At 66.4% G+C, this 12,921-nt stretch carries 12 protein-coding genes; 2 read left to right on the top strand and 10 right to left on the bottom strand.

The features are described from left to right. The coding region (locus AUL28_RS04785; RefSeq protein WP_156419890.1) for a CBS domain-containing protein at window positions 1-646 on the top strand (646 nt) is incomplete at its 5' end. Here the strand turns inward: AUL28_RS04785 and AUL28_RS04780 are convergent. The 4 genes from AUL28_RS04780 to AUL28_RS04765 all read right to left on the bottom strand — a co-directional run bounded on the left by AUL28_RS04780 (window position 634) and on the right by AUL28_RS04765 (window position 5,501). Then, the gene (locus tag AUL28_RS04780; RefSeq protein ID WP_062230857.1) at window positions 634-3,180 is read right to left on the bottom strand and encodes a ligase-associated DNA damage response DEXH box helicase; all 2,547 of its coding nucleotides are present in this window, start codon (window positions 3,178-3,180) and stop codon (window positions 634-636) included. The genes AUL28_RS04785 and AUL28_RS04780 overlap by 13 nt on opposite strands. A gap of 54 nt (window positions 3,181-3,234) precedes the next feature. After that, entirely contained in the window at window positions 3,235-3,654 is a 420-nt protein-coding gene (locus AUL28_RS04775) for a hypothetical protein (protein ID WP_062230856.1), read from the bottom strand. Window positions 3,655-3,794: 140 nt separating this feature from the next. Continuing rightward, a complete protein-coding gene (locus tag AUL28_RS04770) occupies window positions 3,795-4,430 on the bottom strand; it encodes a YitT family protein (RefSeq protein ID WP_062230859.1) in 636 nt (211 codons plus the stop codon). 153 nt (window positions 4,431-4,583) lie between these two features. Beyond that, window positions 4,584-5,501, bottom strand: a complete 918-nt coding sequence (locus AUL28_RS04765) for a class I SAM-dependent DNA methyltransferase (RefSeq protein WP_062230855.1) — start codon at window positions 5,499-5,501, stop codon at window positions 4,584-4,586. Between the two features lie 135 nt (window positions 5,502-5,636). Between AUL28_RS04765 and AUL28_RS04760 the strand changes: the two genes are divergently transcribed. Next, window positions 5,637-6,668 (top strand): ligase-associated DNA damage response exonuclease, encoded by a 1,032-nt coding sequence (locus tag AUL28_RS04760; protein ID WP_062230858.1) that lies wholly within the window; start codon window positions 5,637-5,639, stop codon window positions 6,666-6,668. A gap of 6 nt (window positions 6,669-6,674) precedes the next feature. On the opposite strand, the gene AUL28_RS04755 is transcribed toward AUL28_RS04760, so the two are convergent. From AUL28_RS04755 to gap, 6 genes are all read right to left on the bottom strand, one after another. After that, entirely contained in the window at window positions 6,675-7,097 is a 423-nt protein-coding gene (locus AUL28_RS04755; protein ID WP_062230854.1) for a VOC family protein, read from the bottom strand. Between the two features lie 70 nt (window positions 7,098-7,167). Next, complete coding sequence (locus AUL28_RS04750) at window positions 7,168-8,973, bottom strand: glucan ABC transporter ATP-binding protein/ permease (protein ID WP_062217277.1); 1,806 nt, start codon at window positions 8,971-8,973, stop codon at window positions 7,168-7,170. 253 nt (window positions 8,974-9,226) lie between these two features. Next, window positions 9,227-9,952, bottom strand: a complete 726-nt coding sequence (locus AUL28_RS04745) for an SGNH/GDSL hydrolase family protein (RefSeq protein WP_062230853.1) — start codon at window positions 9,950-9,952, stop codon at window positions 9,227-9,229. A gap of 25 nt (window positions 9,953-9,977) precedes the next feature. Further along, entirely contained in the window at window positions 9,978-11,171 is a 1,194-nt protein-coding gene (locus tag AUL28_RS04740) for a phosphoglycerate kinase (protein WP_062230852.1), read from the bottom strand. A 45-nt stretch (window positions 11,172-11,216) separates the two neighbouring features. After that, the gene (locus AUL28_RS04735) at window positions 11,217-11,777 is read right to left on the bottom strand and encodes a putative glycolipid-binding domain-containing protein (RefSeq protein WP_062230851.1); all 561 of its coding nucleotides are present in this window, start codon (window positions 11,775-11,777) and stop codon (window positions 11,217-11,219) included. Between the two features lie 5 nt (window positions 11,778-11,782). Next, the gene (gene gap / locus AUL28_RS04730; protein ID WP_058635561.1) at window positions 11,783-12,796 is read right to left on the bottom strand and encodes a type I glyceraldehyde-3-phosphate dehydrogenase; all 1,014 of its coding nucleotides are present in this window, start codon (window positions 12,794-12,796) and stop codon (window positions 11,783-11,785) included. Window positions 12,797-12,921: the final 125 nt, after the last annotated feature.

The raw sequence follows: 12,921 nt of genomic DNA, 5'->3' as shown, positions 1-12,921 counted from the left end.
GGTGCCAAGCCGACAGACCGCCGACAAATCGCCCGCCGCGCGCGTCGGTTTCACCTCGGAAGACCTCGACGCGGTTCTGGCCGAATATGACCAGCTTCTCGACGTCGATCGCGGCGATCTCGAAACCATCCTGCGGCAGGCGGAGATCCGCTCCTATCGCCGCCGCTCGGGTCAGATGAGTTGCGCCTCGATCATGTCGCGCGATGTGGTCGCCATCGCGCCCGACGCGCCCATCGCGCAGGCGCTGGAGCTTCTGCGCTCGCACCATATCAAGTCTCTGCCCGTCACCACTGAGGACGCACGCGTGGTCGGGATCGTCACTCAGACCGATCTTCTGGACAAGCCGACTTGGGGTCCGCGCGGCCCCAGGCTCGGCGTCGGCCGGCGGCTGCAACTGACGCTCAATCGGATGCGCGCGCCCAATGGCTCGATCGAGGACATCATGACGAGCCCGGTGCGCACCGTCTCGCCCGAAACCCCGCTCGCCGATCTCGTGCGCTTCATGGCCGCGACGGGCCTGCATCATCTGCCCGTGGTGGAAAAGGACGGGCGGCTCGCCGGCATCGTCTCGCAATCCGACCTGATCGTCGCGCTGCTCGCCGAAAGCAACCGGCGGGCGGAGGCGGCGGACGCTCAGCCTAGATAGTTCGAGCGGAAATCCTTCACCTCGCCCAGCGCCTTGATGATGAGGTCCTCCTCCATGGCCTCGGCGAGCAAGTCGTCGCGCGCTTCGCCTTCGATGCGCTCGCGCCCGGCCTCCAGCATGATGGGCACCGCGAGCGGGGAAATCTCTTCGAGACTCTTGTGCAGGATATGGCGCTTGATGCGCGCGAGGAGGTCCGAGACGCGGCGCACGTCGAGAAGGCCGGTCGCGGCGTCCGCCCAGGTGGCGCGCAGCAAGATGTGGTCGGGCTCGTGCGCGCGCAGCACGTCATAGACGAGATCGGACGAGACGGTCATCTGCCGCCCGGTCTTCTCGCGGCCGGGCTGGTTTTTCATGACGAGGCCGCTGATGATGGCGCATTGGCGGAAGGTGCGTTTCAGGAGCCAGGAATCCGCCATCCAGGCTTCCAGATCGTCGCCCAGCATGTCCTCGTCGAAGAGATCGTCCAGGGACAGGCGGCCATCCCCGATCATCGCGCCCATATCAGCCCGGCCCCAGATGGAGAGCGCGTAGTCGGTCGCGACGAAGCCGAGCGGCTTGGCGCGGGCGCGCTCCAGCCGGCGCGTGAGCAACATGCCGAGCGTCTGATGCGCCAGCCGCCCTTCGAACGGATAGGCCACCAGAAAGAAGCGATTGCCGTTCGGAAAGGTCTCGATCAGGAGATCGTTCGGGCCGGGAATGGCGCTCTTGCGCTTCTGGATCGCCAGCCATTCGCGGACCTGTGAGGGCAGGCTGCCCCATTTCTCGGGGTCGGCCAGCATCTCGCGGACCTTTTCGGCCAGAAAGGTCGTCAGCGGGAATTTCTGCCCACCGTAATAGGGCACCTTGGCCTCGTCGTCCTGCGTCTTGGTGACGAGACATTCCATCTCGTGAATGCCTTCGAAGCGCCGGACCTGACCGGAAAACAGAAACGTGTCGCCGAGGCTAAGCGTCTCCAGGAAGTTTTCCTCGATCTTGCCGAGAACCGGCCCGCCACGCGCCATGCCCGACTTCGTCTTGGCGCGGATGAGGCGCACCAGAAGCGATTCCGACTCGATGATCGTGCCGGCATTCATGCGATAGGCCTGCGCGACGGCAGGGTGCGTCACGCGCCATGTCCCGTCTTCCGTCAGCTTGATCTTGGCATAGCGCTCGTAGACGCGCAGCGCATAACCACCCGTCGCCACGAAATCCACCACGCGGTCGAAGGTCTCGCGGTCGAGATCGCGATAGGGCAGGGCGGCGGTCACTTCGCGGTGCAGATCCTCGGCGCGGAAGGGCGCGGCGCAGGCCATGCCCAGGACATGCTGGGCGAGCACGTCCAGGCAGCCCTCGCGCATCGGGGGCGAGTCCTGATCGCCGAGATAATTGGCGTCGAGCGCCGCCTGACATTCCATGACCTCGAACCGGTTGGCCGGCACGAGAATGGCTTTGGACGCCTCGTCCATCCGGTGGTTGGCGCGGCCGATGCGTTGAGCGAGGCGCGAGGCGCCCTTGGGCGCGCCAACATGCACCACGAGATCGACATCGCCCCAGTCGATGCCGAGATCGAGCGTCGAGGTCGCGACCACCGCGCGCAATTCGTTGGCCGCCATCGCCGCTTCCACGCGCCGGCGCTGCGTCACATCCAGCGAGCCGTGATGGAGCGCGATCGGCAGCGTGTCCTCGTTGATGCGCCAAAGCTCCTGAAACAGAAGCTCGGCCTGGGAGCGCGTGTTGACGAAGAGCAGCGTCGTGCGGTGCGCCTGAATCGCCTCGTAGATTTCAGGCATGGCGTAGCGCGCCATATGCCCCTGCCAGGGCACGCGGGCCGAGGATTTGAGGATCGTGATCTCCGGCTTCACGCCGCCGTCCACGGTCACGAGATCGGCCATGGGCGCGGTGCCGGGCGCTTGCGCCACCAGCCATTGGCGCAATTCGTCGGGATTGGAGACCGTGGCCGAAAGACCGACCGTGCGAAGCTCGGGCCGCAGCTTGCGCAGGCGCGCGAGGCCGAGCGCCAGAAGATGGCCGCGCTTGGACGCGACGAGCGAGTGCAGCTCGTCGAAGATCACGGTTTTGAGGTCGGAAAAGAAGATGTCGGCGTCCGGGCTCGCGATCAGAAGGGCGAGCTGTTCGGGCGTGGTCAGCAGAATATCGGGCGGCTTCAGCTTCTGGCGCTGGCGCTTGGATTGCGACGTGTCGCCGGTGCGCGCTTCCATGGAGATGGAGAGGCCCATCTCCTCCACGGGCTTTTCCAGATTGCGGTGGATGTCGGTGGCGAGCGCCTTTAGCGGCGAAATGTAGAGCGTGTGGACGCCCGGCGGTTTGCGTCCGGGAACGCGCTTCGGCCGGCGCGCGAGATCGACCAGCGAGGGCAGGAAGCCCGCCAGCGTCTTGCCCGCCCCGGTCGGCGCGATCAGAAGAACGGAAGCGCCTAGTTCGGCGCGCTCCAGAAGGTCGAGCTGATGAGGGCGCGGGCTCCAGCCCTTGGCCGCGAACCAGTCGGCAAAGCGTGGAGGGAGAAGGGCGGGCGGGGAAGCGAGCGCGATGGACACGCGCTCTTATGTAAGCGGCGATCGCTGTCCGAGAAGGGAGGGCGAGGGTGCGTCCTACCGCACGACCTTGATATGGACGTCCGTGTCGGTCACGCCATCGACGACATAAGATTGGCGAAGCCGAACCTGATCGTTGCCGACATAGCCCTTGTCGGGCGTATAATAGGTGGCAGTGCCTTTGACCTTGTGCGTTCGGCATTTGGCGAACCGGCGTGAGGTCGTGTTGGGGTACACATCCTCGTTGACGATGGAAATCTGCCCATGGGCCGGCGGCTGCGTCACGCGCACCTTGGGGAGGCCATCGGCCGAGCAATCATTGGCGATGGACCAATTCTTGCGAATTTGCGTCCGCTCACCCGCTGCAACGGTGACATGCGCCTGAGTGACTTTGACGCCGTCTGCGCTGGTCGTCACGCAGCCCGACAAAGGCAAAGTCAACAGTGAAGCTGAAAGAACGGCAATCTTATATTTCATCGTCTTCCCGATCCTCTGGAGTTCGACTTTCCCGCAACGGGAAGTCAGAGGAGGCAGGCGCTTCGGTGAGAGATTCGTCAATCGAAGCGGGATGAAACTTCAGTAAGCTTGCAGGCTTTGCTTCAATTTGGACGTATTGTTCAACGGGCGAGATAGCGATCCGCCCGGTGATTGATCGCGAGGAACAGGTTCAGGACCAGCGCGCCGAGCACGGAATAGAAGACCGCGAGCGGCGAGACGGCGAGAAAGGCCGTGACCAGCACGAGCAGATCGACACCGAGCTGCGTCAGCCCGGCGCGCCAGCCGAAGCGGTCCTGCAGATACACGGCGAGGATACCGACGCCGCCGGCCGAGGAGCGGTGACGGAACAGCGCCAGCAGGCCGAAGCCGATCAGAAGCCCGCCGAGACAGGCACCGAGCAGCGGCTGGACGCTGGCGAAGCGGATGAAGTCGCCGCTGAAGGCCGTCATGACGGAGAGAAGCGCGACGGCGAAGGCCGTCTTGATCGTGAAGGCGCGCCCCATGCGCCCGATGGCGAGGACATAGAAGGGCAGGTTGAGCACGAAGAAGACGAGGCCGAAATTCCAGCCGGTCCAATAGTGGACGACGAAGGCGAGACCCGCCATTCCCCCCGTCAGAAAGCCGAGATGGCCGAGAAGGGCGATGCCGAGCGCCGTCAGCGTGACGCCCGCGACGATGCCGAGCGCGTCCTCCCAGGGGCTGTGCTTCGTGGCGGTGGCCGCCCAATTGCCAAAGCGGTGGGCGCGGCGCAGCATCTCGGTTTCGTGCTGCTCGTCCTCGGGCGTGGCGATTTGGTTGGACGATGCGTTCAAGGGAAAACCCGCTGCCTGCTGTTCTTCTGATGTCCAGGGTAACGCCGCAATGGTGCAGTGCAAAGGCCCTCACTGCGGCGCGTTGCCGAGGGCGTTCTACCGTCTGCGCACGACCAACAGTGCACCGCGCACGGGCTCGCCCCGGTCGCGCCGCAACTCCTCGCGCCACTCGGACAGGAGCACGAAGCCCGCTGCGTCCAACTGCGCGGCGAGCGCGGCCGGCGCATGGGCGTAGCGTAAGGAAGGGCGAAGCGCGTAGCCGCCTTCGGCCTCGTCGTCAGCTTCCACCGAGAAGGCGAACAGGCCGCCGGGGGACAGAAGCCGGGACGCCCGCGCGAAGACGGGCGAGAGATCGCCGAGATAGGTCAAGACATCGGCGGCCGTCAGAAGGTCATAAAGCGCGCCATCGGGCGCTTCGGCCAATGCCACGTCGCCTTCCGCCAGATGATCGTAGAGCCGCTTGCGCCGCGCCTGCTCCAACATACCGGGCGAGAGGTCCATGCCATGCAACGCGGCGCAGACCGGGCGCAGCCGCTCGCCCATCAGGCCCGTGCCGCAGCCGAGATCCATCGCGCGAGCAAAGCGCTCTTCGGGACACTGTGCCATCACCGCGTCGAACAGGAGATCGGGCACGCGGTAGCCCAGCCGCTTCACCAGCGCCGTCTCGAACCCTTCGGCATATTGATCGAACAGACCGGCGACGAAGGCGGGGGGCGGCGCGCCTGGCACCGGGGCGGCTCCCAGCGCGGCGAGCTTCAGGCCTGCGCCATACGGGTCGGCCGCGTCCTCCCCGACGATCGCGCGGTAGAGCGACAGCGCCTCGTCCCGCTCGCCTGTTTCCTCCAGAAAGGCGGCGAGGCGCATCCGGCCGAGCGTCCAGCCGGGCGCGAGTTCCACGGCCTGCCGCATCAGATCGGCCGCCGCCGCATAGTCGCGCGCGCCGGCATAGGATTCGGCATAGTCGGCGCGCCGGTCGGCCAGCGGGTTGCCGGAACGGTGAGAGTCTTGGGACACGGGGTCTGTCTTCCGGGGAGGGGCGATGCGCTTATCGGGCCGGGCTCCGCCGCGCGCAAGCGGATTTTCCGCTTGAGAGGGCTTGGCTCTTACGTAGGCGCTTCCGCTCGCGCCGCCGGCCTCTATCTCATGCCCATGGCCCGTTTCGAAGACCTGCTCCGCCCGACGCCCGAAGGGCTCTATTGCCCGCCCGGCGGCTTCTATATCGACCCCGTGCGCCCGGTGGAGCGCGCGCTGATCACCCACGGCCATGCCGACCATGCGCGCTCGGGCCACAGCCATGTTTTGGCGACGCGGCGCACGCTCTCGATCATGGCGCTGCGCTATGGCGAGGATTTTGCCGGGGCACGGCAGGTCGCCGATTGGGGGCGGGCGATCAACGTCAACGGCGTCACGGTCTCGTTTCATCCGGCAGGCCATGTGCTCGGCTCAGCGCAAATCCTCGTGGAATGGGGCGGAATGCGGATCGTGGCGTCCGGCGACTACAAGCGCCGCGAAGATCCGACCGCCGAGCCCTTCGAGCCCGTGCCCTGCGATGTCTTCATCACCGAGGCGACCTTCGCGCTGCCGGTGTTCCGCCATCCGGATTCGCGCGGCGAGGTGCGAAAGCTCATCGCCTCCACCAAGCAGTTTCCCGAGCGCGCCCATCTCGTCGGCGCCTATGCGCTGGGCAAGGCGCAGCGCGTCATCCGCATGGTGCGCGAGGAAGGCTATGACGCGCCGATCTATATCCATGGCGCGCTGAAGAAGCTCTGCGACTTCTACGAGAGCGAAGGCATCGCGCTCGGCGACCTGCGCCCCGCCACGATCGCGCGCGGCAAGAGCGAGGAAGGCGCGGCCAAAGGCGAGTTCGCAGGCGCGATCGTCGTCGGGCCGCCTTCCGCATTCGCCGACAAATGGGCGCGGCGCTTTCCCGATCCCGTCGCCTGTTTCGCCTCGGGCTGGATGCGCGTGCGCGGGCGGGCGCGCCAGCGCGGCGTCGAACTGCCGCTGATCCTCTCGGATCATTGCGACTGGGACGAGTTGATCGAGACCATTGCGGAGATCGCCCCGCAGGAGGTCTGGGTCACGCATGGGCGAGAAGAGGCCCTGGTGCGCTGGTGCGCGCTTCGCGGCGTGCGCGCCCGCCCGCTGCATCTCGTCGGCTACGAGGACGAGTCGGAATAGTTGACGTCAGGCCGAAGCCGGTTCGCCTGCGACGGCGGCCGGGTCCATCCACATGACCTCCCAGATATGCCCGTCCGGGTCTTCGTAGGAGCGACCATACATGAAGCCGAACTCCTGGGTCGGCGTCGGATCGGCCGTGCCGCCGGCCTGTGTCGCTCGGGCGACGCGCTCGTCCACCGCGGCGCGGCTCTCCGCCGACAGGCAGAACAGCGCCTGCGCGCTTGCATGGGCATCGGAGATCGGGCGCGGCGAGAACTGCATGAACTTCTCATGGGTCAGCAGCATGACGTGGATCACCTCCGACACCACGATGCAGGCGGCCGTCTCGTCGGAGAATTGCGGGTTCCGTCGGAAGCCGAGCGCCTCGTAGAAGGCGATGGAGGCTGCCAGATCGCGCACGGGCAGATTGATGAAGATCAGGGGCTGCATGACGTTTCCTCCCTTGCCAGCCCGCTGCCCTTTTGGAAAGGAGGGAGGCCGACCCCGCTCCATCCTAACCTTATTCCGCAGCCTCGCGGAACGTCGTCTCGGCTTCATTGTCCTGCGCCGTTTCGGGCAGCGGCCGGCGCAGCGAGGAGACGCCGGCATCCCGCGCCAGACCCGCGAAGACGCCGCCCTGCGCCACCAGATCGTCGAACGTGCCGGTCTCGATGATCTGGCCGCCGTCGAGCACGATGATCTTGTCCGCCGAGCGGATGGTGGAGAGGCGATGGGCGATCACGAAGGTCGTGCGCCCCGCGCGCAGCCGCTCCAAGGCGGCCTGAAGCCGGGTCTCGGTCGCCGTGTCGAGCGCCGAGGTCGCCTCGTCCAAGATCAGGATCGGCGCGTCCTTCAGAAGCGCGCGGGCGATGGCGAGGCGCTGACGCTCGCCGCCCGAAAGCCCCGCGCCGCGCTCGCCCACCATGGAAGCGAAGCCGTCCTCCTTGCGCTGGATGAAGTCCAGCGCGCCGGCGAGCCGCGCGGCCTCCTCGATCTCGGCCATCGTGGCTTCCGGTCGGCCGATCGCGATATTCTCCTGGATCGTACGGCTGAAAAGCCCGGCCTCTTGGAACACGACACCGATGGAGCCGCGCAGCGAGGTCAGCGTGACGTTGCGGATGTCCTGCCCGTCGATCGTGATACGGCCCTGTTCAGGGTCGTAGGCGCGCTGGAGAAGGGCGAGCGCCGTGGATTTGCCCGAGCCGGTCGGGCCGACGATCGCAACCGTCTCGCCGGGTGCGGCCTCGAAGGAGATGCCGCGCACCGCGCCCGAGCCTTCCGGGTAGCGGAAGGTCACGTTCTCGAAGCGCACGCGCCCTTCCGTGATGGCCAGCGGCTGGGCGTCCGTGAACTCCACGACATCGGTGCGCTCGCGCAGGACGGCGAAGAACTGCACCAGCATGGGCGCGCGGCCGAACAGGCCCATGAGAAAGCCGGTGAACTGGTCGAGCCGACCGATCAGGAGCGTCGCGAAGCCCACGAATGACACGATCTCGCCGACCGAAGCCTGACCGCGCGAGGACAGGAAGGCGCCATAGGCGAAGATCGAGACGATGGAGATGGAGGAGGCGCCCCGCGTCAGCACCGACATGACCGCCCACCAGTTGAGAACCGGATATTGCGCGGCGAGGATACGGTCGAGCGAAGAGCGTACGGAATGAAGCTCGCGCGGCACGGCGAGAAAGCTTTGCAGCATCGAGACATTGCCGAAGAGTTCGCCGACCGTGCCCGAAACCTCGGTGAAGTGACCTTCCACCTCGTTCTGCCCGCCCGAGGTGCGCTTCACCACGGCGAGATTGACCAGCGTATAGACGACGATCAGAACGCCGAGCAGCGAGGCCAAGCGCCAGTTCATCCAGAAGGCGACGGGCAGCAGGATGGTCAGCGCCACCATATTGCCGATCTGCTCGCGAAACAGCGGCAGCCAGAAGCCAAACAGCGTATCGACGCCCGAGATCATCACCCGCATCAGCCGGCCGGACTGCGAGCGCGAATGGAACGAAGCGGGCAGGGCCAGCACATGCTCTAGGAAGCTCGCCATGGCCGACAGGCGGCGGCGATGCATCAGCCGGTCCGCCAGAAGCGAGATCACCATGGCCGACAGGAAGGAGACGAAGCTCGCCGCGCCCCAGACGAGGACGAGCGAGAGCGCGTTACCGCCCGAAAGCAGCGCGTTGATGGCATGGCCGAAGAGCACGGGCTCGGCCACCTGAATGCCGGCCACGGCCATGCCGGCGAGGACGATGCCGATCGCTTTGCCGCGTTCGGGGGCGAGGAGGGCGAGGGCTTGGGCGTAGGCGGACAGGGTCTTGGACAGGGCAGACATGGCGAGGCATCCGAAGTCGCGCCGACCGCATCGGTGCGAAGGCTGAAAGCGGGCTGCGCGGCTTTCTTTCGCCAAGCTCCGAAAACTCATCTTGAGCTCTTGAAACCGTGAGAGGCTGCGCTATGCGCCGCTCTTAAACATAGAGTGCGGCGCGAATCATGCGCGACTGCATCGTGCTCGATGAAATTTTTTTATGCTTTGTTTCGTTTTGGCTCGCCCGCGTGATCGCTGGGCTTGAACGCCCCCGATGCCCTCAGGCGTGGGTCATGTCGCCCAGCACATAGGCCGCCAGATGGCCGGCCACATAGGCATGGCCTTCGACCGAGGCGTGGAACCCGTCGCGCGAGAAGCCGGCCGGCTCGACGCGGGGAATCTGCGTGGCGGGGATCGCGCCCCGCTCCAGGCAAAGACGCGTTCCCACGCGCCTGAGAATGCGGCTGCGCAGTTCCAGCACCAGGGCGAGTCCGCGCGGCAGGGCGGGCACGCGCAGCATGTCCACCGGCGGCGACCAGACGATGCGCGCCTCCGGCCAGCGGGCGCGCAGGGCGTAGAGCAGCGTGCCGAAGCTGCGCTTGAAGCGGCGGGCCGAATGGAAGTTCTTCACGTCGTTCGTGCCGATCGACAAGACGATATGGGTAAAACCCTCGCGCGCGATATTGGGCACGACGAAATCGCGCACCTCGGCGCAGACCGCCGAATTCGAGCCGGCCGCCCGCCACGCGACCACCGCGCCCGTCAGCGCATAGAGGCGCTCGGCCAGACGCGGCGCGAGGCTTTCTTCGATCCGGTCCACGCCGACGCCGGCCGCCGAGGAATCGCCGATCAACAGAAGGCGAATGGCGGGCGCGTCCTCGCCCGCGCCGACCTGCCCGCTATGGGGGCCGGCCGCCGGCGGCATTCGCTCGATGCGGCGGCGAATGCCGATGCCCTGCCAGATATAGACCGGCAGGAGCAGCCAGGAGAGAAGCGTATCCTTCACGAAAAACGCCCCTTTCTCGAGTGAATCAGGCCTTGAGCGCTTCGACGCCCGGCAGGGCCTTGCCTTCCATCCATTCCAGGAAGGCGCCGCCCGCCGTCGAGACATAGGTGAAGCGCTCGGCAACGCCGGCCTGATTGAGCGCGGCCACCGTATCGCCGCCGCCAGCGACCGACACGAGCTGACCGGCCGCCGTGCGGTCGGCCGCATGGCGCGCCGCCGCCATGGTGGCGCGGTCGAAGGGCTCGATCTCGAAGGCGCCGAGCGGGCCGTTCCAGACGAGGGTTTTCGACTTGTCGATCCAGGCCGAAATCGCCTCGACGCTGGCGGGGCCGACATCGAGGATCATGGCGTCGGACGGAACGGCGGAGACAGACACCGTCTCGTTCGCGGCATTGGCCTTGAACTCGCGCGCCACGACCGCGTCGGTCGGCAGCAGGATCGTACAGTTGGCCGCCTTGGCCCTTTCCAGAATCTGGCGGGCGGTGTCGGCGAGATCATGCTCGCAGAGCGACTTGCCGACATCGATCCCTTGGGCCGCCAGGAACGTGTTGGCCATGCCGCCGCCGATCACGAGGCAGTCCACCTTGGCGACAAGGTTCTGGAGAAGGTCGATCTTGGTCGAGACCTTGGCACCGCCCACGATCGCGATGACAGGCTTTTCCGGGTTGCCGAGGCCCTTTTCGAGCGCTTCCAGCTCGGCCTGCATCGTGCGCCCGCAATAGGAGGGCAGGTGATGGGCGAGGCCTTCGGTCGAGGCATGGGCGCGGTGCGCGGCCGAGAAGGCGTCGTTCACATAGACATCACCCAGCGAGGCGAGCTGCGAGACGAAAGCCTCGTCGTTCTTTTCCTCGCCGGCATGGAAGCGGGTGTTTTCCAGAAGCAGGACGTCGCCATCCTGCATATTGGCAACGATGCCGTCGGCCACCGGGCCGACGCAGTCTTCCGCAAAGCCGACCGGACGGCCGAGCTTTTCCGCCAGAACCGGCGCGATGGGGCCGAGCGACTGCTCGGGATCGACCTTGCCCTTGGGCCGGCCGAAATGGGCGAGAAGCAGAACGCGGCCGCCCTTGTCGGAGATTTCGCGGATGGTCGGCAGGATGCGGTCGATGCGCGTGGCATCGCTCACCTTGCCGTCCTTCATGGGAACGTTGAGATCCACCCGCACGAGAACGCGCTTGCCCTGAAGGTCGGCAGTGTCGAGCGTCTTGAAGAGGGTCATCTCATGGCTCCAAAGCAAGGAAAAGCGTGGTTGGACGCGTGAATTCTAAAGGCGTTTGAACAGGGTCGGATAGTCGAGCACGAGCCCGTCCTCATCGACGGGTAGCTCCGCCGCGAAGCTGCGGTCCACCGCCTCGTAGCGGAACAGGCGCTCGGAAATCTCGGTGTAGCGCTGCCCGTCCACAACCGGCTCGAACGTGTCGAAGGGTACGTAGAGCATTCGAAGCTCGGTCGGCTCCGCCAAGCGCTCGCCGAGGCGCCGGATCGGCAGCGTGTTGGTGAAGGGCGTGCCGGCAAGGTCGATGTCGATGCAGCCGGCAAGGTCCGCGCGCTCGGTGCCGTCAGAGCCGATCCAGAAGCCCGGCGCGCTCTGCGTCAGCGCCAGCCGGTCGCCATGCGCGGCGCGGATGTCGAAGCTCTCGACATGCCATTGGGTATCGAGGCGGATCTCGTAGGACACACCGTAGGGCCGGCCGCCGCGCTCGCCGATGACGACGGAGCGAGCGACGACGCCGTCCGGCGTCGTCGTCAGATGCAGATGCTCCAGCCCCGCCCCGGACACGGGCGCCCAGCGGACATCGCGCGCGAGAAGGGGCTGGAAGCTCATGGGTTTCAGCCCGCGTTGTGCATGGCGAGCGCGGTGTCCGACATGCGGTTGGAGAAGCCCCACTCGTTGTCATACCAGGAGAGGATGCGCACGAAGGTGCCGTCCATGACCTTGGTCTGGTCCATCGCGAAGACCGAGGAATGCGGGTCGTGGTTGAAGTCGTGCGACACGTTCGGGTCGAGCGTGTAGCCCAGAATGCCCTTCAGCGGGCCGTCGGCGGCGGCGCGGATGGCGTTCTGCACTTCCTCGATCGTGGTGGCGCGCTTGGCGACGAACTTGAAGTCCACCACCGAAACGTTCGGGGTCGGCACGCGGATGGACGAGCCGTCGAGCTTGCCCTTGAGTTCGGGCAGGACGAGGCCGAGCGCCTTGGCCGCGCCGGTCGAGGTCGGGATCATCGACAGGGCCGCCGCGCGAGCGCGGTAGAGGTCCTTGTGCATCGTGTCGAGCGTCGGCTGGTCGCCCGTGTAGGAATGGATCGTCGTCATGAAGCCGGTGTCGATGCCGATCACTTCATGCAGCACCTTGGCGACCGGCGCGAGGCAATTGGTCGTGCAGGACGCGTTGGAGACGATCTTGTCGTTGGCCGTCAGCGTGTCGTGGTTGACGCCGAAGACCACGGTCTTCTCGTCGGCCGCGTTGGTCAGCGGGCCGGAGATGAGCACCTTCTTGGCGCCGGCTTCGAGATGGGCCGAGGCCTTCGCCGGGTCGGTGAAGATGCCCGTGCATTCCATCGCGATGTCGATGCCCATCTCGCCCCAGGGGAGATTCTTGGGATCGCGCTCGGCGGTCACACGCATCGGGCCGCGGCCGACGTCGATCGTGTTGCCGTCGACCTTCACCGTGCCGGGGAAGCGGCCATGGACCGAATCGTAGCGGATGAGGTGGGCGTTGGTTTCCACCGGGCCGAGATCGTTGATCGCGACGACCTCGATGTCGGTGCGGCCCGACTCCACGATGGCGCGGAGAACGTTGCGGCCGATGCGGCCGAATCCGTTGATGGCGACACGTACTGCCATGGTCTTCCTTTCCTGAAGGACGAGGCGGGAGCTTCGTCCGAATTCGCCGGCGCTCCGGAGGGCGCGGCGGGCTGAGATGGCGTGGCGCCGGCGGGCGCCGGGCAAAACGAGGTCAGGAGAAGGCG

The organism is Aureimonas sp. N4 (assembly GCF_001463925.1).
Taxonomy (GTDB): domain Bacteria; phylum Pseudomonadota; class Alphaproteobacteria; order Rhizobiales; family Rhizobiaceae; genus Aureimonas; species Aureimonas ureilytica_A.
Note: the sequence above shows the minus strand (reverse complement) of the source record. Positions and strands in the feature narration are given on the sequence as shown.

Bases quoted from the DNA above. Each gene is read 5' to 3' on its own strand.
- AUL28_RS04775 (WP_062230856.1), bottom strand. From the start codon at position 3,654: ATGAAATATAAGATTGCCGTTCTTTCAGCTTCACTGTTGACTTTGCCT.
- AUL28_RS04770 (WP_062230859.1), bottom strand. From the start codon at position 4,430: ATGCTGCGCCGCGCCCACCGCTTTGGCAATTGGGCGGCCACCGCCACG.
- AUL28_RS04760 (WP_062230858.1), top strand. From the start codon at position 5,637: ATGGCCCGTTTCGAAGACCTGCTCCGCCCGACGCCCGAAGGGCTCTAT.
- AUL28_RS04755 (WP_062230854.1), bottom strand. From the start codon at position 7,097: ATGCAGCCCCTGATCTTCATCAATCTGCCCGTGCGCGATCTGGCAGCC.
- AUL28_RS04750 (WP_062217277.1), bottom strand. From the start codon at position 8,973: ATGTCTGCCCTGTCCAAGACCCTGTCCGCCTACGCCCAAGCCCTCGCC.
- AUL28_RS04740 (WP_062230852.1), bottom strand. From the start codon at position 11,171: ATGACCCTCTTCAAGACGCTCGACACTGCCGACCTTCAGGGCAAGCGC.
- AUL28_RS04735 (WP_062230851.1), bottom strand. From the start codon at position 11,777: ATGAGCTTCCAGCCCCTTCTCGCGCGCGATGTCCGCTGGGCGCCCGTG.
- gap (WP_058635561.1), bottom strand. From the start codon at position 12,796: ATGGCAGTACGTGTCGCCATCAACGGATTCGGCCGCATCGGCCGCAAC.